Below are 21411 nucleotides of genomic sequence, written 5' to 3'. Positions count from 1 at the left end.
TTATTCGTCCATCCACTCTTTTTCCCGCAGCTAAACTGCCGGCAATAGTTTATTTTCCTCCCCTAGGTACCTATCCAAGAATTGAACTTGCCCTCCTCATAAACTGGTTTCGAAGGAAGGGGGGTGTGAACGTGCAAATACTCGCTCAACATCCAGTATCGGCTGATGCGATTTCACCTTACATCGGACGTCCCGTAATGGCGATGTTAAGTAATGGAGATATGGTTTGTGGCGTGGTTAACCGTGTTCATGAGGGTCATTTGGTAATGAGCCCCATCGACAATGTGCCGGAAGCAGCGGTTGCCAGCTTGAAGAAGTCCATGAAAAAAGCTGTCGGCGAAAAGCTGAGAACCATGAGCAAAGTGAAAACAAAAGCATACGGCTACCCGGGATACGGCGCATATCCATACGGCTATGGCTATGGCAACTACGGCTGGGGTGCCGGCTGGTGGTGGATTTTCCCTCTGTTTTGGTTAACTGCTCTTGCGGCATTCCCATTCTTCTGGTAAGAAGAATCGGATACCATACTACCGACTGTCGGGCCTGCTCGGCAGTTTTTCTTTTTGGGAGGGTAAGGGGCTCCGCCAAAAAGACCTGAGGGGGAACGATTCCATGAATTATCTAGACCTGCTTGCCGCCATGGGCACCGGTGACGCGCATCCCGGAGGTTTTGCCGCCACGATCGAGCAGTTCAAACGGCATCCTCTCCCGGCCGACGCTCATATTCTCGAAATCGGCTGCGGCACCGGCCGAACCGCCTGTCATTTGGCGCAGCTCGGATACCTTGTGACGGCGATCGATCTTCGCCGAGACATGATTGAGAAGGCGAAAATTCGAGCGGAGCGCAGCCATACCAAGGTGCAATTCCTCGCAGCCGATGCGAAGGAGCTTCCTTTTCCCAGGGACAGCTTTGATGTGGTTATCGCTGAATCGGTCACCATTTTTGCTGGGGCTGCATCCATAGACGAGTATTACAGAGTGTTAAAGCCGGGGGGAGTGCTCTACGATCGTGAAATTGTCAGCATCGGGAGCTTGTCTGAGGCTGCCCAATGTCAGATTCATCGATTTTATGGAGTTTCGCATTTATGGGGAATTGATAAATGGAAGGAGGAGCTCAACTCACGGCCTTTCCGCCGAATGGTCATCGAGGGGCCCCTCCCATTTCCGAAGAACGTACCTACTATAGCGGATCCCTTGCAGCAGAGCGATCCTAAACTATATGAGAAGCCTGAAACCTGGGAGATCATCGCCGCATATGAGGAGATCATGTCAGCTTATGAGGATAGCCTCGGATATGCGCTTATAGTTGCTGTGAAATAACCAACGACAAGTAACGGAGAAGTCTTCCACACGAATGACTTCACTATTGCCGCTGAACCTAGTATCTATAATCTCTATAAAAACAAATGGGTGCGGGTGACCTTTAATGGTAAGTCCGTAGTCGCTAGAATTATAGACCGTTCGCCAAAAAGGCACCGTTGATTTATTTTATGGCGGTGTTGCGGATGCCCTTGATTTTCTAGGAAGCGGCAACGTGAAGCTTGAGCTCATGTCCTCATAATAAGTTATATAGGGGGCTTGAGCCCCTTCTTTTTTTGATGTTTGCACCATTTATACACGGTTATAACCGATTCCGGCATTCGTTGTTATTACGTTCTTGCGAAACTCGCTTGGACTTTTTCCGGTTTACTTCCGATATATACGGCTGAAATATAAGCCGTCCTCGTAACCGACATTTTCAGTTACTTCTGATATGCTTAGCTCGTTGTACCGACTTCCTCCTGTATACATTGACAATTGTCGAACGGAGATACACAAAATTTAAATAATAAATACAAATTTAACATAACTTTCACACTATATTATTTTACATGTTTTTACAATTGTTATAATATAAAACTACTTAGCCGAGTAACAATATACTACCTTTACCTATTTTTAGAGGTGCTTTTTTTTGAAAAAGCTCGTTAAAAAGACGATTCTTTCTGTAACTGCACTGGGTGCGATATTAAGTCTATCGGCATTTTCAGCTTTTGCAGCAGATACTCCTCATGTTGGAAACTACAGCTTTTATTTAGGAAAAGGCTACTATTCCGTTACACGTCCTGGTGTTGAGAAAGTAAAAACAACTAGCTCGGCCATTAATAATAATGAAGAAATTACCGGATACAATTATTCGCTTAGATCCAGAATTTTAAACAATGACGAGGATGCAGCGGTTACAAGCTGGGTTAGCTTCGATGAGGGCAACCGGATTTCGATGTCCTATACTTCAAAAGTATCCTCCGGCAGCTATTATAAAATGCAGATCGGGCCAAACGCGAAGGAAACCAGCTCCAACATTTACGCCAAAGGAACATGGTCTCCGGATGACAAGAACGATTTTTAATCCATAGTTTCTTTGCAGCCCGGGAACGGTAGGACCTTCCCGGGCTGCAAGGAAGGTTACAGGAAGAGGAGGAGGTCTACATATTCATTCGGCTATTGGTCTTGGAACTGCGAAGAAGTCTAGGTGTGAAGTTCATCCTTCTCATTCTATTCACCCTAGCACTGAGCATTGTGGATTCTGTCGACTTTCTTAAAATGGTCTACCGTGAAGATTATATCGGAGACACCTCATTTGTCATTGCTTGGCTAAACGGTATGGGGATGAGCATGACTCCACTCTACATGTTTGTCGCACCGGCCGTAATCGCCCTTGTCTATATTGACACGTTATGGGTAGACCGAAACACAACCTTTATGAATTATGTCATCAGCAGAAGCAGCGATTGGAAGTACATCCATGTGAAATACGCTGCCACCCTCTTTTCCGGAGGTCTCATTGCGGCATTACCCTGCATTCTCTTATATATTCTCTTCAGCATCGCCTATCCGCTCAATTACACAAGGGAAAATATATATTTAATCATGCAGAACGTGGATTTTTTTCCTGAGCTGCTTCTCTATAGTCCTCTGCTCTACTTATTGCTTTTAAGCTTTACGAAATTTTCGTTTGGCATGGCCTACACGCTGATTGGCTTATCCGTATCCGCATTATCTAATAATCGGTACATCGCTCTATCCGTACCATATATGATTTATTTGCTCGGAACCTACTTCGGATACCCTTATTTTGTACCCGCATCGACATTTACTCCGAATGCAGCAGGCCATCCGATCGATACGGTGTATATTTTCAAAGACTTTGGTATTATTGCATTCATTTGTACATGTATTTATTACTTCGTCATGCCTAGGAAGTGTAAACAATGAATATCCAAAACTTTTGCTATTTTAAAAGGGAATTTGCAAGAACAAATACATTTCAAAGATGGGCACTTGCAGGAACCATCATCCTGATCATTTCTACCGCCCGAGTATATCTTTTTGCAAGCCAAACTCGTTTCCCAGAGTATGTTTCCTTAAATATTTGGGATTGTATATTTTTGATTGCAAACCACCAAAATTTAATAATTTTCGCGTATATCCCACTATTTTTACTTCTCATTTCAGATGTATTATTTAGTACTTCTTTATCGCAGGAATACTACTACCAAATTCGACTAGGGAACCGATTCTATTGGTGGAGAAATAAAATCGTATTTGCCCTGCTGCACGCAGCTGTCTATGTCATGCTGTTGTATCTCTCACCGGTCCTTACCGCATTTCTCTTGCAGGTGCCCTTTAGTTGGGAGTGGAGTTCCTATGCTGCATATGTATTCGAACAATCCTTCATCCTTAGTCATGTACCGGGCAATTTTTCTACTTATCCGCCAACGTTCGTCGTTTTTTTGAGCGTCCTTTTATTTGCGCTGTCCATCGTTATTCTAGCAGTTATCTTTATACAAATGGCTCTCGTCTTGAATAACGGCTATGCTGGTAGTTTATTTGCTTACGGCTTGGTACTGCTCAATTACGTCGTTTTTCAAAATAGCCCGCTATCGTTATTTAATTATCTCATCATTAACAATTTATATTTGGACAGCAGATATGCAAGCGCTGGAGACACATTCATCGTAGAGGCATATACCCTACTGCTCCTCCTACTGATTTTTGCTCTGTACACAGGTTATTCCATAAGCAATAAAAAAGATTTCTTGAGTAAAGAGCATACAAGGTTGTAGAGGTGAGCGACATGCTGCGTATCATACAATTTGATCTTTCCCACTATCTCCAACTAAGAAATATCCTTCTCATGACTCTGTTTTTCTTGGCCTTGGCCATATTCAATGTCTTTGAATTATTAACCATTACGGGGAATGCATCGATTGCAGACCTTTTCCTGTTTGTTTTCGGAGGGGTTCCCGAAGGTCTGTATACTAATGTTTGGTTTATTTTACGGTGGATCATTACATATATGATTTTCGTCCTTTTATTCGGACAGATGTTAACACGCGATTTTGCTGAAAACCGACTGTATTTATTAATTCGGATCAAATCCAAACAAACGTACATTTTTTCAAAAATGATAACGCTTGTTTTATTTACTTTTGTTTATGTCCTCATTGGATTCGTGATCGTTTATGTGGTAGGCGGACTTTCCCTCACCAAAGAAATGAGCTTTAGCAGCGAGTTTCGAGCCTCTCTAGGATTGGAGGACGTTTCTTTTTCAATCCTACATTTATTTATATTGGAAATACTGGGCTTCCTCTGTGTCGGGATGCTCCTGATCCTTCTCGGATGTTTCTCTCGACTATCCAAGCATTCTGCAGTAGTGGCTGCGGTACTGCTCTTTTTAAATACAAAGCTATTCACCATATGGGATAGCCTTCATTGGTTTGCATTTCTACAGAAATCAATGAGCTTTCTGCATGTGAAAAGCCTACATCACCCGATCCCTTATAAAATAGAGAACTCCACTTTATATTTAACATGCATCTTTGTTCTATTGTTCTTACTAACCGCTTGGATATTTCATAAAAAGGATGTGAGTGTCTAATGACGGAGGAGGATCAAGTGGCAAATACGATCGCAATCGAAGTGAACCAATTCACTAAAGTGATTCGAAACCAGACGGTATTATCTGACATTACGATGCAGTTCGAAGCTGGGAAAATATATGGGATTATCGGTCACAATGGCTCGGGAAAAACCATGCTCTTTCGAGCGATAAGCGGATTTATAAAACCGACGAAAGGGGAGGTCAGAGTTTGGAAAAAGAAGATCGGAGAAAATTCGGCTTTTCCCGAATCCGTAGGGATATTAATCGAATCACCGGGCTTTTTGCCGCATAAAACCGGTTTCGAAAATTTATCCTACTTAGCAAACATAAACCATATTGTAAACGAACAACAAATTAAAGAAACAATTCGTCAAGTAGGATTAGATGCGGATGACCGTAAAAAGGTCAGAAATTACTCCTTAGGCATGAGGCAAAGACTAGGCATCGCACAGGCAATCATGGAAAATCCAAAGATTTTAATATTGGACGAGCCCATGAATGCGCTGGATAAAGATGGAGTGCAGCTCATCAAACAAATCTTGCTAGAGAAAAGAAACGAAGGCTGCACGATCCTGCTTGCCAGCCATAACGACGCTGATATCCAAACCCTTTGCGATCACGTTTATATTCTACAAAACGGAAGGTTACAGGAGGAACACTAAATGAGGCACGAAGGAATTCGCCGTTATCTTTTTTTCGTCGTTATTGTTGCTGCGATTAGCGCGTTATCCGCATGCAGCGGAAATAATAATGAGCAGCCTGCGGCCAGTCAAACGGAATTACCGGCACGAACCAGTGATGCACAATCCATTCAGCAAATAAACATTTCGGTCATCAACTCTACCAAGGAGACCATCACCAACCTGGAGCTAAAGACCGGAAATCCAAAATACGACCAGACGATTTCGGTTCCGGCTAATGAGCAGTTTCAGACCTCGTTTCCATACCAAATGGATGCTTCAAGCGAGAGCGAGATCTATCTAACGTACAAGGACAAGACTCAAGCGCCGCAAAAAATTCGTTTTCCAAAATCCGACTGGATTGATCATGGATCGATAGTGTACGTTGTGGACATCAAAGGTGTAAAGGAAAATCACGTGTACGAATATGTCTTCTATAAAACAGAAGAGGATTATCAGAATCGAAAATAAGTAATGATAGGATCCTTACCATTTATAAATGAGGCACCGACCTTCGTTGGTGGGTGCCTTTTTAGTACGACATGTTTGATTCTCTTCACCTACAACGGAATGATTCATCCGCCTTACCAAGCATTCAGCTGAAAATGATACGCAGCCGTCTTCCCGCTTCAATGGCTTGAATCCGATTCTTTACCTTTAGCTTCGCGTAAATGTTGCGAGTATGCGACTTCACCGTTTCCGCGGAGATAAACAGCTGCCGGGCAATCGCTTTATTAGGCAGGCCTAAAGCCATGTATTGCAGCACCTCAAGCTCCTGTTCTGTCAAAGGCTAGCGATATCCAGATTGCCCGGCAGTAACCGGTTCCGGCCCTGGTGAGTCGTCTCGAGCTGCATCGCATAATATAACTGCATCGCGCCCATGCGCATCACACCAAGCCGATCCGCTGCAAAAACACCCGGTAATAGCTTGTTCTCCACGTAGAGTAAGCCGCATAATCGCTCTTCTTCCATGATCGGCACACAGAGCGTAGAAAACGCCTGCGTACGTTTTCCATCCCCGCCCGTCCCCTCATCCCGAGGCAAAAAGACCTCGCCTAAATCCCTGACGCAAAAGTGTATGCGGTTTCAAAACCCGATCCATCGGGAGAGGCTGCAACGTCTCGTACTCATGGATCAGCTTCGCATTCTCAACCATGGCGAGCGGACCTTCTTTTACCATTTTCCACAGTACAACTCGATCCAAATGTTCGGAATACGCATAGCATATCCTAATATTTTCATCTTCGTATACGAGTTGGAGGTATCGATACCCAGGTGTAGTAATCATCTGCGGCTCCCTTTCCCATAACATGAAATAAGCACCAGCCTTAATGGCTAGTGCCGCCTCTCAAGTAAATCTCATCTTTCCATTGAATCCTCAGCCTGACGAATGCATTACAGCAAATGCTTGTCGGACAGCTGCTTAAGGAAGCGATAAGCGTAGCTGTTCCACCAAAGCAGCAGCACGGCCAGCACCATATACATGACCGTATAGATCCAGAACGGGATATTGACCATTAGAATGCCCGCATAATATAAAGGGAGATCAACAGCAAAAACCAAGACGGGGGCAAGCAAACGCCACTTAGCTTTCTTGAACCAAGCAACAAATACAGCAAAAACGCCCGATTTCAATATCCCCATGATTGATGATGTAAAGACGTCATCCCGATACATATCTTCAAAAAAACCGATTTGATAATATCGCATACCCAAAACACTCATTATGAACAAAACCGTGCCCACACCGCTCCAAGCCTGCATCCACAAGCTGATAACACGAAAGGAGTTGTGCCCCTCTTTCAGCTGACCCAGCCAAATTCGAATTAAGTAAAAAAAGAAGACGAGCCCAATCCAGGTGTACCCCTTTTTCCACCAATGAGGTTCATAGATATTCAACTGGGTAAACAACCACTCCACACTGACTAAAGACGTGGCGAACAAAACGATCCAGCCCCACCGAAGTCTGTAAACCGCCACCAGCGTTCCAAGTGCCGGCACAATCAACAAGTTCGATACTGTCGCCCCTACGACGTTGTCATAATAGCGGATGGGAAGAACTCTCGGGAAATATTCGTAGCTGTTCCACCAGACCATAATAAAAAATTCAAAAACATATATCATTCCTGAAAATGTTAAAAATAATACGATTAGTCCAAACTGCCGTTTATGAATCATCATGGTTACTAAGATAGCCAGACTGATCAGGGTTAGGACCAAGTAGGGGATATAATTCGGCATCGGTTAGGAGACCTCACCTTTTTTGGTTATTATCACCAACAACGGTCTCCATTAATCCGTCCGATAACTAGGAAAGGGAAGGTCCTTCCCCATCGTCGCCCGCTAGCCTCGGCATCCTCCTCGATTCGCCCAAACACAACCCACCCATTGCTGAATATATTTGTAAAAAAAGGGTGTGTGATTGTATGGCAACGATTCCTAATTACCCGCAGCGCCTGCTTGATGAGCATTTCCAATGGCACAGCAATATGAATATGATGAATATGCGTCAAGGCGATGGAGCCGATTTTCTTCGCTTTCACCGCGATTTTATGCGGAGATCCTTGCAGTGGTACAATGCCCAAGGGCTCGATAGAAGAAGCGTGGCCGCTTGGTCCTCGATCCCTGCGGAAATTCGCAGCCACCCTATGTGGAACCAAGGACTTCAAGAAGCAGAGGATCGCATCACTCGGAATCTCGCGTCGTTTCGCTCGTCCGAGGAGCTGGGCAGATTTCTGCTGATGTCGTCCCTTCACGATTCCGTGCATGTTATCGGTGCAGAGGTGTATCGTGATCCTGATTTTGGACTCATTAGCCTTGCCCCGAGAAGCACCCTTTTCTATAACTGGCATGGGCTTATTGATCGTTGGTGGAGGGATTGGCAGCGGATCAGCAGAAGGAGGAGACGAACTCGTAATTCATAAGAAAACCCCGGCCTTGAACGCCCCACTGGGTAGTAACCATCTACCGGTTGGAGGTGTCATTCAGTGGTCGGGGTTTGTTATTGGAGGAGATCTTTTCATTTTTTATAAAAAGGGGTGGGGATGCGGATTTAATTGCTCAGGGGTTAAAGGCCGGTTTGTGAAGCCGAGCTTCTCAGGAATCTCGAGCACACGGCTCAAGCCCGTGAGACGAGTAAAGGCGTAACCGAAGGACATTGGAAGCATGCCCGGAATCAACACCTTCACGCAGTGCAGCCCTTTTTTCAAGGTTTCTGGTGAGGTTTGATCCACAACAATGACTTCAAAGCCATGGGCTTCTAGGCGATGGAGCAGCGCTTCGAGCTCCTCCTTCATCGTTTCATAGGGAGCTGTGCGCTGATAGGCCTCGTGGAAAGCTTTCGGCTCTCGCTCTTGATGCAATAGAAATTGCAGACGGCTTTCCGCTTCCGGCAGGCAGTATAACAGAGCATGATCCTCCATCTGCGTAACTTGATAAGGATCGCTCAGCATAGAGAGGATTGACTCTCTATGCTCACTGTATTTCTCCTGCATCACAGGGATGGACGAGGCCAGCTCGTAGACGACGCTGCGTGCTGCGCGGATCGGGTCCACATGGGCTCCGGCCGAACAGATGAGGTTCGGGCCTTGGCCGTCCGTCAGCTTGGCTATCCCCCAGATGCTTGGGACGCCATGCTCCATCGCAGCGTTAAAGAGGCGCACCTCATAGCCGCTGATGGCTTTTATCCGTATCAGCATCAACTTCAGTTCGGTGTCGCCAGCGGTGAAGGGATCCAGCTCGGCAAGCGGCAGCCGTCCATACCAGGTCATGAGGAACGCATCGCGTTCCACCACCTCCAATATGCCGTAAAAAACAGCCTCGGTTAAGCTTCCGCCCAGCGCGCAGCCGTTGGAAAATTCATGGACGAACCCTTCGCCCCCGCTGTAATAGGCAAGCTGCTCCGGCACAAGAACCGGACATGACCGGCGGAAGGAATAGCCCCAGACCCATGGGATTTCACGGTCAGGATCAAAGGGCTCATAAGGGAAATCGGGACTCGCATATTGCTCTCTGCTGTATACCCCTGTAGTGAGCGGGTCGAGAGCATGCTCTTTGAGATTGCGGTAGCAGTCGAATACCCCTGTTTTTTTGCCGCGCGGCGCCATGCCGCATAGCCGCTCCAAGCCCTCCAGCACTGCGGTCGTTTCACTCGCCTTATAGGAATGAGAACGTCCGCCTACCGCTTCGTCTCCAAGCGGAGAGGCCAGCTCCAGCACGACATCCGCAAATGGTGTGTACGGATTTATCTTCGGACTGTGCAGCAATCCGGTTTTACTATCAACATAAAGGTCCAGCAAGCCAGCCTGCAGCATCTCCGGGGACGTAGAACGATAGACATCACGGTTTAGCTTCGGGCTTAATGGAAGTGTGAGCTGCGCGAGCTGCTGCGAATCCTCGGGGAGTACACTGCAAACCGAACACGTTGGATCAGGCAAAAAAGCGTGCAGGCCACATTCCAGCGTGGAGAGGTTCATAATGTAGAGCTTTCCCTGCGTAAAACCCTGCTGTTTTTGCAGAAACAGCTCCGTCTCCTGACAAAGCAGCAGGGCCATTTGCTTCAGGATGCGGTCCGGCAAAGGCTGCTCCCTCAACAATTGCCCATGCATCAGGAGCTGATATTGGGCTTGCAGCAGTTCTTCGCTGTCTCGGCCAGCTGTCTTTCGGCGCAGCTCCGCACACTGTGAGCAGCCGGGGGTATCCGGCAGCACGAGCGGGCCGACCACCCCTTCGGCCAGTCCAGCGAAGGCGCCGATCCAAGGCAGCCCTGCAGCCCGCAGAAGGTGCTCCGCCTGGACAAGCATTTCGGGCTGCCAATCATCCGCCAGCACAAGGGCGAAATCAGCTGCGGGAGAGGGCTGATCGAGCTGCTCGTTTTGCTCGATTTGCAGGCGGCTGCGTGCTAAAGCTTCGGCTGTAAATTGAGCTAACCGGCCGCTTCCGTATACGACAACGGTTGGATTGTGAAGCTCCATCATGAAGGCTCCTCCTCCCAGCATACAGCGAACGTTTTCAGGCTGTCTAAAGCTGCATCGAGCCGCAGCTCTGCAAAACAAACCGGCCGCTCGCGTTCGTTTACGATGTCCACGGCTTTCTGAATGGTCACCGAGGTATAAGGAAATGACACCTCTGGGATGTCTATGTAATGCGGTGTCCCAGCTTGATTCAATTGGACATCAAAGGCAAAAGGCCATGAAGGGCCCGCTGGGCCTGAGCTTCCGAGCTGCTTGACGTATAATGCTTGCAGCAAAGCCCGACGCAGGGCAAGGGTAGGATTCAGGTCCACGGCACCCAGCCACCCGTTATCCATTTGAATCCAAAAGACGGGGAAGCCTTCGCAGGCCTCGCCCTGGGCGATGATGGGCGGCTGTCCCTCCTTTAGGAGGGTAAGAGAGTCCAAGTAAAACAGACAGTGCCGATCCTCGATGGGATCGATTGTCATTTCCAGGGCAGCAGGAGGAATAGGGCCTGAGCATCGGCGCTCCAGTCTTTCCATCAATGACTTCTGCAGCGCGCGGCCGATTGCTTCGCATGAGGTTGTACCCGCCCCGATCCCCGCAGCCCTTAGCTGTTCATGCCCCTCGCATGCTGCGGCAAGCCCAGCAAGATAAGCCTCTAGACCGGACAGCCCGGCTTCCTGGCGCGCCTCGATATGCGTGATGCCAGCTTCGATTGACGCGGGCAGCGAATCAGCCGGTCCACCAGCTTGAGGATCGGAAGCCTGCACACGGCATAAAGCCAGCGGAAGCTGGGGAAGGTCTTCCTCCGACCAGCTCAGCAGGATGCCGGTTCGTTCCGAGGTCCATGCCTCGAAAAGTTTAAATAAGGCTTCCCACTGCAATGAATGTGGTTCGTCGGGATGGAGTTCATCAGCTAGATCGGCGGTACTCGCGAGACTGGCGGGACGGGCTGCATCCAGCCGGCTCCAATGAAGAGGACGGGAGATTTTGTTGGTCAGTGGATGCGGCAGGAAGTGGTGAAGCTCAACTTCAAGAGTAGGGAGGTTAATCCTGTATATTGAATTCATCAGCGCTGAATCTCGATGGCTATAGCTTTCCAGCATATGTACTGCGAGGCAGGCTGCAAAATGCTTTGCAGCAGCGGAGGTCAAGCGCGGACCAGCAAGCTCGCTTCTGTGCAGCTGCAAACGCCGCCTTGCGGAATCCCATGCGTCTGGTGAAGCTTGGTCGACGATTGGTCCAACGATGGCAGCGCTTCGTATGAAATGGATAGGCAGCAGAACCAGCTGCTGCTCCCGGCAAATGTGCTGGAGAGTGGTATTTTCATAGGGATAGTCCATTTCGTCCGCATATATAATAATAGGGAAAGGCTCCATGAACGTGCTCCAATCCGCTGCTTTCCTTTCACTTCGAAATGCTTCAGTGGAAGCCCCTGTGACTGTGAAGCCAGCGTCCGATAATACATCCGTCATTATCGAAACGATACCATCCGCTCCAACCAGCAGTATCGGTTGGTTTTGATCAGCGTTCATGTTTCTCGCCCACCCCGATAGTTTCTTGTGACATCCCTCTCAACCTATGCCGACACGCTTTGCATTATGATGACGACTACGACGATAAAGAAAATCCCCTCATTATCGTGCTCCATGCTTCGTCGGAGCCCTTCCAGTCCACTCCGTGTGGAATGCTCACGCTGGCGACACGCTTTAATCCCCAGTCCTCAAAAGTAATATTCCGATTTTGTTGATGGTGGAGGTTTACAATGAGCAGGCGGTAAGGTCTGCGCGCCAGCCTGCACAATGCGGCATCGAGCTGCTCTGCTTCTGCTTTGGAAGTTTGAATGCGAACAAAACACAAGGGGGCGTTCTTCTGAACGAGGCTTACAAAGCGCTTGATCCGCCGCTGCATGGTGTCTTTAAATTGGGGGTAAGGCGTGCCCCACGACACAGGGTTGTAGGTCATGGGGAAATCATGATAGGACTCGATCTGATAGGCAGTGTCCCTCACGATATAATAATTTTGCGCAGTGCCCATCAGCTGAAGATTGTTCCATTCCATAAATCCTTTGAAACGAGAGTCCAGCAATTTGGCTACATCCTCTGCGAAGGGAGACATGAACCAATCCAACGGGCCGCTGGAGTTCCGCAGCTTCAGCCGTTTCAGCTGGTGAGCGGTCTGGCAGGTGGTTCCGAGACTTATAAATGCTTTATATTTTCCTCGGCAATCTTCCCACTTCAAGCCTCTCACCTCTATTAGAAATTTTCACATGTAAATAAACAATGCCAAACTGCCAACAACAAAGCTCTCTACAAGCTGATTTTCAAGTTCAACATCCTAATCCATAACCCGGTTAAACCGATTCCGGTATGTATTCAGAGGCTCCTGCCGGAGAGGGGAAGTGCAGACTGCCGACGAAGGCCGGCAGTCTGAGAAATCGTGATTAATAGCCGAAGAAAACGGTACGGCTAATGATAACTAGAAGGATGAACAATACAAGAATCGTTCCTGTGCTAGTGATCGCGAAACCACCCGCGCAGCTTCCTGCACCTGCTGCACCACCTGCGTATGCCATATTGAATTCCCCTCCCTTCTCATCGAATAGGTTGAGATGGATCGTCGAGGATTAGAACAATACTGTACGGCTGATAATAACCAACAGAATGAAGAGTACAAGGATTGCACCCGTGGAAGTATAGATGTTACCTCCTACACAGCTTCCTGCACCTGCGCCGCCTGCGTATGCCATAGTCAAATTTCCTCCTTCCCTCTTGGCCTGATCTTATCTTATAAAGTTTCGTGCTGAATTGACTGTATATCCGCCTATTCGATTTCAAGAAAACATAATCGCTTGGCCTTTCATCCTCCGTAACTCCGGGGTGAAGGCGGTGATAAACACACCATGCCTGACGAACAGACACCGATTCATCTCGAGGGGCTTCAGTAGTTCGGCAAAACAAAAAGCTGGACAGCAGCTCGATGCCGCTTGTCCAGCTTTTTGTGCCTTTCCACTATTTAGAGCGCTGTCTTTCAGGCTCATCCGAAACATCCTTTACAACTTCCTCCGCAATTTCGCTGATTGAAGTCATCTGCAGCCGATCCTCCGGCGTCAATGACTTGATTTCCTGTTCTCTCTTGGCATTTTCGGGCTTTTGCTCGTTCATGCGAGACACATCCTTTCCTTTTTGAAGTGGACGTGCTTTAGTATGCCGCATACGATCGAAAATACGCCGTTCAGTCGACATACCTAGGCAAAATGCGGACAACTCAATGCTCGAAGGAGCAACCCCCTTTTTTTCCTGAAGCCCCAGAACTATATGGCCCATATACCACCTAACCCTATAGCACTCCGCTATACTACACTACGCTGCAAGGTATCAACGGGTACCCTAGCTCCCTCTGTTTCATGCTTTCATTACCAAGCTTTTTGACCTCAGGTGGATATGGAATATTTTCCCCTTCTCCAAATCGTTGACAAGCCCAATTACCTAGCTTATGATTGCAATATATTAGTCGAAAAAACTCATATTTTTGGCAAACTTGTCGAAAGACTAGGACGCAAAGCCACGGGCCTAAAGTACTATTTTTATAGCACTACGGCAGCCGGGTTGCAGCAGCTGACATTTGTCAGCCATTCCTTTGTCTTTTTATTTGGACAAAGGTTTTTTTATTTTTACCCACTGAATGTCAGACCGCATAGGGGAGCGCTCATGATTGATCATTCTAAATTAGACCCGATCCTAGAGATGTATTTATTCGAGAATTCCGCCTTATTGGAGCAGTTGGAGGTCGTCATTCTCGAATGTGAGCAAATGAACGCATATCCAGCAACAGCAATTCATGAGATCTTCCGTATTATGCATACGATCAAGGGCTCTTCCACCATGATGCAATTCGACCACATTGCCGCTCTATCGCATGCTATGGAAGATCTTTTTGCATATTTGAGAGAACGGGAACCAGCGCTGCCTGACTATTCGAGGCTATCGGAGCTCGTGCTTGAAGGAGGAGACTTCATTAAGGTCGAGCTGCTCAAGCTGAAGAACGACCACGCTGCGGATGAGGACAGCTCCGACTTAGTAAGCAGAATTACCTCATATCTTGAACAGCTCAAGTCGGATGGCGACTCGTCGAACTCGACACGTTCGGAAACCGCTGAATCGGATGCAGCCGGCCTCCCCATCCCGCCCAATGGCTTCAAAGCGGTCGCCTTCTTCGGGGATGATGTCGGGATGGAGAGCGTCAGAGCCGTCCAGCTCATTCAAAGCGTGACGGAGCTGGAGACGGACTTCAGCTATTACCCGCACGAATGGTTATATGAATCGGCCGGGGCGGAGCACATTCGGAGCAACGGCTTCCAGCTTTGCTTTCCTAGCAAGCAAAACGCAGATACGCTCCGACAATGCATACAAGACGCGTACGGTGTCACGTCACTACACTTCTATGAAAGCGATGCGGCTGATCCAGCTCAATCTCCTTCACCTCTTTCACCCCCAGCATCGGAGAAGGAGCCGGCGACGGCTGAAGCAGTGGAAGTAAGCGGCAGCCGCACTGAACCCGAATCGAAGGGATCGGTTGAGACGGCCCGGGCAGCCGCTCCGGAACGGTCCTCATCCGCAGCTCAACAGGCCAGCTATTTGAGCGTGAATGTGAACAAGCTGGACGAGCTGATGGACTTAATCGGCGAGCTCGTCATTGCAGAAGCGATGGTGACCCAGCATCCCGAGCTGCGAGGGCAGCAGCTGGAGCAGTTTCAGCTTGCAGCAAGGCATCTGACGAAGATTACCAAGGAGATTCAAGATAAGGCGATGTCCATTCGCATGGTGCCGCTGGAGAGCAGCTTCCAAAAGATGAATCGAGTCGTTCGGGACATGTCCAAAAAGCTCGCTAAGGACATCCGCCTTCAGCTGATCGGAGAGGAAACAGAGGTCGACAAAAGCGTCATCGACAAAATCACCGACCCTCTCATGCATCTTGTGCGTAACGCGGCCGACCACGGTTTGGAGACCGGGGATGAGCGGGAAGCCGCAGGCAAGCCGCGTACCGGCACTCTTACGTTGGAGGCTCGCAATACGGGCAGTGAGGTCATCATTATGGTGCGGGATGACGGTCGAGGGATGAACCGGGACAAGCTGCTAAAGAGAGCCCGCGAAAACAAGCTGCTTTACAGAAACGAAGCGGACATGTCCGATCGTGAGGTATACCAGCTGATCTTCCTGCCCGGGTTCTCGACAAAGGACAGTATCTCCGAATTCAGCGGCCGGGGCGTAGGAATGGATGTTGTCATGAAAAATATCGAGAGCATCGGCGGCACCGTTTCCGTGGACAGCGATCCTGGACGGGGCTCGGCCATCACCATTAAAATTCCGCTGACTCTCGCGATTATCGACGGCATGAACGTGAAGGTCGGTTCGTCGTGCTTTACCCTCCCGATTACCTCTATCAAGGAATCGTTTCGTCCTCAGCGGGAGCAAATCATGGTAGATCCGGACGGCAGCGAAATGATCATGGTACGCGGTCAATGCTACTCGATCGTTCGGCTGCATGAGCGGTTTAATCTCCATTCGGACGTCACCGATGTCGATCACGGAATTTTGACCATGGTAGAAATCGATGGGCAGCATGTCTGTCTGTTCGCAGACGAGCTGCTTGGCCAGCAGCAGGTCGTGGTCAAGGCACTCCCGCAATATATTAAAAGGCTACGAAATTTGACAGGAATCGCCGGCTGCACCCTATTAAGCGACGGGAGCACCAGTTTAATACTCGATATTCCGCATTTGATTACGAAATAGGGAGAGGATGACATGGAACGCATGTCCGAGTCAGCACAGCAAAGTGAATTCAGCCCGTTTGAGGATACGCTGAAGGGCAAGTTTCTTACCTTTCTCGTGGAAAAGGAGCACTACGGCATCCCCATTCAATACGTGAAAGAAATCGTAGGGCTGCACAAGATTACAGAGGTGCCGGAAATGCCGGAATATATTAAAGGCATCATCAATTTACGCGGCAGAATTATCCCGATCATGGACGTAAGATTGAGATTTAAGAAATCTTATCGCGATTATAACGATCGTACCTGTATTATCGTGATTGAAATTGAAGACCTATGCGTCGGACTGATCGTCGATAGCGTGTCTGAAGTGCTGTGGATCGCCGATGAGGACATTGTTCCGCCGCCGGATCTTAAGACCGGTGGAACGAAGTACGTCATGGGGGTCGGGAAAGCGAACGGCGGCGCCAAGCTGCTGCTGGATTGCAATAAGCTGCTGAACGAACATGAGCTGGAACAGCTTCATAACTTATAAATCATCTGGGAGAGTGCGCCATGAAATGGTTCATCAATATGAAGATAGGCAGTAAACTGATCAGCTCGTTTGTGTTCGTAGCGATCTTGGCTGGCGTAGTGGGCACGGTTGGCGTCGTCAATATGAATAACATGGACAATGACTACAGTGAGCTTTATGTCAGGTACGGTGTCGCTGTAGGCGATATCGGCTCTGCAGGGATGTCCTTCCACCATATGCGTGCTTCCATTCGAGATGTCATGCTAGCTGCAGATCCGGCAGAGAAGCAGCGATACGCAGAGGAGGCGCGGAAACAGCTTCCAATCATTAAAGAAGCGTTGAAGCAATTTGAAGTCTCGATCGTAGGCGAGGCAACACGAGACAATTTTATTCAGCTGCAGCAAACCCTCGAGCAATATGAAAAGGCATTTGAAAACGCCATGGCGTTAGATCGCGAAGGAAACACACAGCAGGCCTTCAAGCTGATTCAATCGGAAGCGAATCCGTTGGCCGTGAAGGCATCGGAATACATAGCGAAGCTGTATGAAAGTAAAATGTCCGATGGAGATATGAAGTCAGAGCAGCTAACACATCAATCGAATACAACCATTGCAACAATGATCACCATTGTAGCCATATCCGTGATCGCTGCGATCGCGCTTGGTTTCCTGATTTCCCGAATCATCAGCAATCCCATTCGCAAAATGGTCGGTGTGGCCGAAAACATTGCAGATGGTGATTTGAACGTGGCGATTGAAGTGACCTCCAAGGATGAGGTTGGCATACTGGCGGCGGCGTTCCAGCGAATGACAGATAATTTAAACAATGTCATGAACAATATTCGGACAGCGTCCGAGCAGGTTGCGTCCGGTGCGAGACAAGTATCCGAGTCCAGCATTACCCTCTCTGATGGCGCTACCGAGCAAGCAAGCTCGGTCGAGGAATTAACCGCATCGCTTGAGGAAATGTCGGTACAGACACAGCTTAATGCAGACAATGCGGGCAAAGCGAATCAACTGGCAGAGGAAACGAAAGGCAATGCGGCCAAAGGCAACGGCCAGATGAACGAAATGCTGGCGGCGATGGACGGCATTAACCAAGCGTCGGCCAATATCTCGAAGATCATTAAGGTTATCGATGAAATTGCTTTCCAGACTAATATTCTCGCATTGAACGCGGCAGTCGAAGCCGCAAGGGCGGGTCAGCACGGCAAAGGCTTTGCGGTGGTCGCGGAAGAGGTTCGCAATCTGGCGGCACGCTCGGCCAATGCGGCCAAAGAAACAACGGAAATGATCGAAGGATCGATGAAGAAGGTAGAGTCAGGCACGAAGATCGCAAACGAAACCGCGTCCGCCCTGCAGCAAATTGTTGACGATATTTCCCAGGTCGCCAAATTGGTTAACCAGATTGCACTTTCCTCCAATGAGCAGGCTGCGGGTGTGAGTCAAATTAATCAGGGCTTGATGCAGGTCTCCCAGGTGGTGCAGGCAAACTCGGCCACTTCTGAAGAGAGCGCGGCAGCAAGCGAAGAGTTATCCAGCCAAGCCGAGCTGCTGAATGAACAGGTGAGCAAATTCAAGCTTCGCAGAACGTATGGAGCCTCAAGCTATCGGGAATCGCAGCAAATGTCCCCGGAACTGCTGCGGATGATTGAGAGAATGAGCAGTACGACCGCAGAAAGCCTAGATTACGAGCAAGCGGCAGCGACGAAGCCAGCTAAGGTGAAGCCCGTGAAAATATCGCTGAGCGACGGTGAGTTTGGAAAATATTAATGGCTTTGAATTGGAGCAGACTCCATCTATTACATACCCTGGAGGGTTCAACCTATGAATTGGTTCAACAATATGAAGCTCGCTCAAAAACTGCTCCTATCCTTCGCCATCGTCGCTTTATTAGCCGGTGCTGTGGGAACGATCGGCGTAGTGAATATGAATAGCTTGGATAAAGATTACAGCGCGCTTTACGAAAGATACGGCATCGCCATCGGGGATATTGGCACAGCAGGCCTTGCCTTTCATCAGATGGGCAACGCTCTGAAGGATACGATGCTTGCTGAAAACGAAGCAGACAAGAAAAAACATGCCGAGGCAGCTCAGAGCCATATCGCAAAGATTGGCGAGGAGCTTGTCCGATTCGAAGCTTCCATACAAAGTGACACCACGCGTAATGTATATAATGATTTAACCAAATCTTTGGATACCTATTATAAAGTGTTCGATAAAGCCATTGCGCTCGAATTGTCAGGAAATAAGCAGCAGGCCGTAGCCGTGATCAACTCCGAGGCGAATCCGCTTGCACAGAAGATATCGGAGCTCATAGACGAGTTGTTCACCAATAAAGAATCCGATGGCTTTAAGAAATCCGAGGACTTATCCGCTCAAGCCAACACGACCATTTTGTCCATGATCGCTATTGTCGTTATATCCGTGCTGATTGCCGCCGCACTAGGATTGGTGATTTCGCGCATGATCAGCAGACCGATCCGGGAGATGGTCCGGGTTGCGGATCGCATTGCGGATGATGAACTGAACGTCTCCATCGATGCCGGCTCCAAGGATGAAGTTGGAGAGCTTGCAGCGTCATTCCGGCGCATGATCGGCAATTTGAACAAGCTTGCCAATGTCGCGGAGAGCATGGCGGATGGCGATCTGAATGTAACTGTGGAGACCAATTCCAAGGGTGAGTATGGTGTTCTCGGATCTGCATTCCGCCGGATGACCGACAATCTGAACAATGTGATGAATAACATCCGCACAGCTTCCGAGCAGGTAGCGACAGGCGCGGGACAAATGTCCGAGTCCAGCATCACCTTATCGAATGGAGCGACGGAACAAGCAAGCTCCATCGAACAGCTGACTGCATCGCTCGAAGAAATGTCCGCCCAGACGCAGCTGAATGCGGAGAACGCGACAAAGGCAAGCCTGCTGGCCGAAGAAGCCAAGGATAATGCAGGCAGAGGCAATAGGCAGATGGACGACATGCTTGGGGCAATGGGAGACATTAACCAGGCATCGGAAAACATTTCAAAGATTATCAAAGTGATTGACGAAATCGCCTTTCAAACCAATATACTGGCGCTGAACGCAGCCGTAGAAGCCGCGAGAGCTGGACAACACGGCAAGGGCTTTGCTGTTGTCGCGGAAGAGGTTCGTAACCTAGCTGCCCGTTCGGCAAACGCCGCCAAGGAAACGACCGAGATGATCGAAGGCTCCATGAAAAAAGTGGACGCAGGCACCAAGATCGCTAACGAAACGGCTTCCGCACTGCAAAAGATCGTCGGCGACATCGCACAGGTCGCTTCGCTCGTGGATCAAATCGCCGTATCGTCCAATGAACAGGCATCCGGAGTCGCGCAAATCAACCAAGGCTTGATTCAGGTTTCCCAAGTGGTACAGTCCAATTCGGCAACCGCCGAGGAGAGCGCGGCAGCAAGCGAGGAGTTGTCCAGCCAGGCGCAGCTGCTGAAGGAACAGGTCGAAGGATTCAAGCTGAGAAAAGGATTTGCGGGCGCATCGTACCGTACCCCCGAACACCTCTCTCCGGAGCTGCTGCAAATTCTTGAAACCATGAGCAGAGGCGGCAACGGCAAGCATGCGGAAGAAAGCAGCGGATATGCACAAACTGCTGCAGCTAAGGCAAAGGACAATACGAAAAAAATTGTGTTAAGCGACACGGAATTTGGTAAATATTAAAAGAAACGAGAGGGAGCGAGCGCTCCCTCTTTTTTAGCCGAGGCAGGTGAACCATGAAGCATGATCAACATCACAGACCAAGAGTTCAAGCAGCTCGTGCATTACATTAAAGAAAACTACGGCATTCACTTGAAAGCGGAGAAAAGGACGCTGGTCATGGGCCGGCTTGCCAGCGTTTTGCAGCAGTTAAATATGACCAGCTTCACCGAATATATTGAATATGTGAAAGCCGATACTTCCGGGCAGGCCGCGCTCGTGCTCGCAGACAAAATCTCCACGAATCATACTTTTTTTATGCGCGAGCCGGAGCATTTTATATTTTTCCGCGAGAACGTGCTGCCCAAATTGTCAGGCTATGTTAGGGATAAGGATCTCCGAGTCTGGAGCGCAGGCTGCTCCACTGGAGAAGAGCCCTATACGCTGGCGATGATTATGGATGATTATTTTGGCCTGCAGAAGTCTGCCTGGGATACGAAGGTGCTGGCCACGGACATTTCGGGAAAGGTGCTTGAGAGCTGTAAGGCCGGAACCTATGAAGAAGATAAAATTCAAACCTTGCCGGCGCATTGGCGGAGAGCGTACTTTCGGGCGGCGGGCCCAGGCAAGTACGCTGTATCCAATGAGCTTCGGAATGAAGTGATTTTTCGCCGTTTTAACCTGATGGAGCCTGTGTTTCCGTTTAAAAAGAAGTTTCACGTGATTTTTTGCCGCAACGTCATGATCTACTTCGATCCTCCGACAAAGCGCAAGCTCGTTGAGAAATTTTATGAATGGACCGAGCCCGGAGGTTACTTGTTTATCGGCCATTCCGAGACGCTCGAGCGCGAGCATACGAAGTATAAATACATCATGCCTGCCGTGTACCGAAAGGAATGA

23 protein-coding genes and 1 riboswitch are annotated in these 21411 nt (G+C 48.8%); of the genes, 14 read left to right on the top strand and 9 right to left on the bottom strand.

Going from position 1 to position 21411, the window contains the following annotated elements; genetic code table 11:
* The first annotated feature begins 131 nt into the window (after positions 1 to 131).
* The 8 genes from GQS10_RS23100 (at position 132) to GQS10_RS08405 (ending at position 6075) form a co-directional block, all read left to right on the top strand.
* Positions 132 to 509 carry a hypothetical protein gene (locus tag GQS10_RS23100; RefSeq protein ID WP_243735048.1) on the top strand — a complete coding sequence of 126 codons (378 nt, stop codon included), beginning with the start codon at positions 132 to 134 and terminating at the stop codon, positions 507 to 509.
* 103 nt (positions 510 to 612) lie between these two features.
* Positions 613 to 1320 carry a class I SAM-dependent methyltransferase gene (locus GQS10_RS08435; protein WP_166240993.1) on the top strand — a complete coding sequence of 236 codons (708 nt, stop codon included), beginning with the start codon at positions 613 to 615 and terminating at the stop codon, positions 1318 to 1320.
* Between the two features lie 634 nt (positions 1321 to 1954).
* Positions 1955 to 2389 carry a hypothetical protein gene (locus GQS10_RS08430; RefSeq protein ID WP_166240992.1) on the top strand — a complete coding sequence of 145 codons (435 nt, stop codon included), beginning with the start codon at positions 1955 to 1957 and terminating at the stop codon, positions 2387 to 2389.
* Positions 2390 to 2490: 101 nt separating this feature from the next.
* A complete protein-coding gene (locus tag GQS10_RS08425) occupies positions 2491 to 3255 on the top strand; it encodes a hypothetical protein (protein ID WP_166240990.1) in 765 nt (254 codons plus the stop codon).
* Positions 3252 to 4106, top strand: a complete 855-nt coding sequence (locus tag GQS10_RS08420; protein ID WP_166240988.1) for a hypothetical protein — start codon at positions 3252 to 3254, stop codon at positions 4104 to 4106. Before GQS10_RS08425 ends, GQS10_RS08420 begins: the two co-directional genes overlap by 4 nt.
* 11 nt (positions 4107 to 4117) lie before the next feature.
* Positions 4118 to 4921, top strand: coding sequence for a hypothetical protein (locus GQS10_RS08415; protein ID WP_166240986.1), 804 nt, complete (start codon positions 4118 to 4120; stop codon positions 4919 to 4921).
* A 17-nt stretch (positions 4922 to 4938) separates the two neighbouring features.
* A complete protein-coding gene (locus GQS10_RS08410) occupies positions 4939 to 5586 on the top strand; it encodes an ATP-binding cassette domain-containing protein (protein ID WP_341805030.1) in 648 nt (215 codons plus the stop codon).
* Positions 5587 to 6075 carry a hypothetical protein gene (locus GQS10_RS08405; protein ID WP_166240982.1) on the top strand — a complete coding sequence of 163 codons (489 nt, stop codon included), beginning with the start codon at positions 5587 to 5589 and terminating at the stop codon, positions 6073 to 6075.
* A 124-nt stretch (positions 6076 to 6199) separates the two neighbouring features.
* Here the strand turns inward: GQS10_RS08405 and GQS10_RS23465 are convergent, their stop codons facing one another.
* The 3 genes from GQS10_RS23465 to GQS10_RS08390 form a co-directional block, all read right to left on the bottom strand.
* Positions 6200 to 6391, bottom strand: a complete 192-nt coding sequence (locus GQS10_RS23465; protein WP_166240980.1) for a response regulator transcription factor — start codon at positions 6389 to 6391, stop codon at positions 6200 to 6202.
* On the bottom strand, positions 6388 to 6648 hold the full coding sequence (locus GQS10_RS08395; protein ID WP_166240979.1) for a GAF domain-containing protein: 261 nt from the start codon (positions 6646 to 6648) through the stop codon (positions 6388 to 6390). The genes GQS10_RS23465 and GQS10_RS08395 overlap by 4 nt, the downstream gene beginning before the upstream one ends.
* 351 nt (positions 6649 to 6999) lie before the next feature.
* Complete coding sequence (locus GQS10_RS08390) at positions 7000 to 7728, bottom strand: hypothetical protein (protein WP_166240977.1); 729 nt, start codon at positions 7726 to 7728, stop codon at positions 7000 to 7002.
* A 302-nt stretch (positions 7729 to 8030) separates the two neighbouring features.
* On the opposite strand from GQS10_RS08390, the gene GQS10_RS08385 reads away from it, so the two are divergent.
* Entirely contained in the window at positions 8031 to 8528 is a 498-nt protein-coding gene (locus tag GQS10_RS08385; protein ID WP_166240975.1) for a tyrosinase family protein, read from the top strand.
* A 102-nt stretch (positions 8529 to 8630) separates the two neighbouring features.
* On the opposite strand, the gene GQS10_RS08380 is transcribed toward GQS10_RS08385, so the two are convergent.
* From GQS10_RS08380 to GQS10_RS08360, 6 genes are all read right to left on the bottom strand, one after another.
* Positions 8631 to 10580: a TOMM precursor leader peptide-binding protein gene (locus GQS10_RS08380; protein WP_243735047.1), complete on the bottom strand. Its 1950-nt coding sequence runs from the start codon at positions 10578 to 10580 to the stop codon at positions 8631 to 8633.
* Entirely contained in the window at positions 10577 to 12094 is a 1518-nt protein-coding gene (locus GQS10_RS08375) for a hypothetical protein (RefSeq protein ID WP_166240973.1), read from the bottom strand. The genes GQS10_RS08380 and GQS10_RS08375 overlap by 4 nt, the downstream gene beginning before the upstream one ends.
* 76 nt (positions 12095 to 12170) lie before the next feature.
* Positions 12171 to 12800 (bottom strand): DUF1796 family putative cysteine peptidase, encoded by a 630-nt coding sequence (locus tag GQS10_RS08370; protein WP_166240971.1) that lies wholly within the window; start codon positions 12798 to 12800, stop codon positions 12171 to 12173.
* A gap of 202 nt (positions 12801 to 13002) precedes the next feature.
* The gene (locus GQS10_RS08365) at positions 13003 to 13134 is read right to left on the bottom strand and encodes a sporulation protein YjcZ (protein ID WP_166240969.1); all 132 of its coding nucleotides are present in this window, start codon (positions 13132 to 13134) and stop codon (positions 13003 to 13005) included.
* 51 nt (positions 13135 to 13185) lie between these two features.
* Entirely contained in the window at positions 13186 to 13308 is a 123-nt protein-coding gene (locus tag GQS10_RS23090) for a YjcZ family sporulation protein (protein ID WP_243735046.1), read from the bottom strand.
* Between the two features lie 262 nt (positions 13309 to 13570).
* Positions 13571 to 13723 (bottom strand): hypothetical protein, encoded by a 153-nt coding sequence (locus tag GQS10_RS08360; RefSeq protein ID WP_166240967.1) that lies wholly within the window; start codon positions 13721 to 13723, stop codon positions 13571 to 13573.
* Positions 13724 to 14082: 359 nt separating this feature from the next.
* Positions 14083 to 14175, top strand: a riboswitch (cyclic di-GMP riboswitch).
* Between the two features lie 94 nt (positions 14176 to 14269).
* Between GQS10_RS08360 and GQS10_RS08355 the strand changes: the two genes are divergently transcribed.
* The 5 genes from GQS10_RS08355 to GQS10_RS08335 are packed head-to-tail and all read left to right on the top strand — an operon-like array spanning position 14270 to position 21411.
* The gene (locus GQS10_RS08355) at positions 14270 to 16351 is read left to right on the top strand and encodes a chemotaxis protein CheA (RefSeq protein ID WP_166240965.1); all 2082 of its coding nucleotides are present in this window, start codon (positions 14270 to 14272) and stop codon (positions 16349 to 16351) included.
* Positions 16352 to 16363: 12 nt separating this feature from the next.
* Positions 16364 to 16864: a chemotaxis protein CheW gene (locus GQS10_RS08350; protein WP_166240964.1), complete on the top strand. Its 501-nt coding sequence runs from the start codon at positions 16364 to 16366 to the stop codon at positions 16862 to 16864.
* Between the two features lie 20 nt (positions 16865 to 16884).
* Positions 16885 to 18615: a methyl-accepting chemotaxis protein gene (locus GQS10_RS08345; protein WP_166240962.1), complete on the top strand. Its 1731-nt coding sequence runs from the start codon at positions 16885 to 16887 to the stop codon at positions 18613 to 18615.
* A gap of 54 nt (positions 18616 to 18669) precedes the next feature.
* Positions 18670 to 20535 carry a methyl-accepting chemotaxis protein gene (locus tag GQS10_RS08340; protein WP_166240960.1) on the top strand — a complete coding sequence of 622 codons (1866 nt, stop codon included), beginning with the start codon at positions 18670 to 18672 and terminating at the stop codon, positions 20533 to 20535.
* 60 nt (positions 20536 to 20595) lie between these two features.
* Positions 20596 to 21411 (top strand): CheR family methyltransferase, encoded by an 816-nt coding sequence (locus GQS10_RS08335; protein ID WP_166240959.1) that lies wholly within the window; start codon positions 20596 to 20598, stop codon positions 21409 to 21411.

The organism is Paenibacillus turpanensis, assembly GCF_011421635.1.
GTDB classification, from domain to species: Bacteria; Bacillota; Bacilli; order Paenibacillales; family YIM-B00363; genus Paenibacillus_AK; species Paenibacillus_AK turpanensis.
The sequence above is the reverse complement of the archived record's forward strand: the minus strand, read 5'-3'. Positions and strand labels throughout refer to the sequence as shown.

Excerpts from the sequence above, each read along its gene's own strand:
- GQS10_RS23090 (WP_243735046.1), bottom strand. The coding sequence starts at position 13,308 with ATGGCATACGCAGGCGGCGCAGGTGCAGGAAGCTGTGTAGGAGGTAAC.
- GQS10_RS08380 (WP_243735047.1), bottom strand. The coding sequence starts at position 10,580 with ATGATGGAGCTTCACAATCCAACCGTTGTCGTATACGGAAGCGGCCGG.
- GQS10_RS08340 (WP_166240960.1), top strand. The coding sequence starts at position 18,670 with ATGAATTGGTTCAACAATATGAAGCTCGCTCAAAAACTGCTCCTATCC.
- GQS10_RS08405 (WP_166240982.1), top strand. The coding sequence starts at position 5,587 with ATGAGGCACGAAGGAATTCGCCGTTATCTTTTTTTCGTCGTTATTGTT.
- GQS10_RS08385 (WP_166240975.1), top strand. The coding sequence starts at position 8,031 with ATGGCAACGATTCCTAATTACCCGCAGCGCCTGCTTGATGAGCATTTC.
- GQS10_RS08420 (WP_166240988.1), top strand. The coding sequence starts at position 3,252 with ATGAATATCCAAAACTTTTGCTATTTTAAAAGGGAATTTGCAAGAACA.
- GQS10_RS08375 (WP_166240973.1), bottom strand. The coding sequence starts at position 12,094 with ATGAACGCTGATCAAAACCAACCGATACTGCTGGTTGGAGCGGATGGT.
- GQS10_RS08355 (WP_166240965.1), top strand. The coding sequence starts at position 14,270 with ATGATTGATCATTCTAAATTAGACCCGATCCTAGAGATGTATTTATTC.
- GQS10_RS08390 (WP_166240977.1), bottom strand. The coding sequence starts at position 7,728 with ATGATATATGTTTTTGAATTTTTTATTATGGTCTGGTGGAACAGCTAC.
- GQS10_RS08365 (WP_166240969.1), bottom strand. The coding sequence starts at position 13,134 with ATGGCATACGCAGGTGGTGCAGCAGGTGCAGGAAGCTGCGCGGGTGGT.
- GQS10_RS08415 (WP_166240986.1), top strand. The coding sequence starts at position 4,118 with ATGCTGCGTATCATACAATTTGATCTTTCCCACTATCTCCAACTAAGA.
- GQS10_RS08345 (WP_166240962.1), top strand. The coding sequence starts at position 16,885 with ATGAAATGGTTCATCAATATGAAGATAGGCAGTAAACTGATCAGCTCG.
- GQS10_RS08350 (WP_166240964.1), top strand. The coding sequence starts at position 16,364 with ATGGAACGCATGTCCGAGTCAGCACAGCAAAGTGAATTCAGCCCGTTT.
- GQS10_RS08435 (WP_166240993.1), top strand. The coding sequence starts at position 613 with ATGAATTATCTAGACCTGCTTGCCGCCATGGGCACCGGTGACGCGCAT.
- GQS10_RS08360 (WP_166240967.1), bottom strand. The coding sequence starts at position 13,723 with ATGAACGAGCAAAAGCCCGAAAATGCCAAGAGAGAACAGGAAATCAAG.
- GQS10_RS08335 (WP_166240959.1), top strand. The coding sequence starts at position 20,596 with ATGATCAACATCACAGACCAAGAGTTCAAGCAGCTCGTGCATTACATT.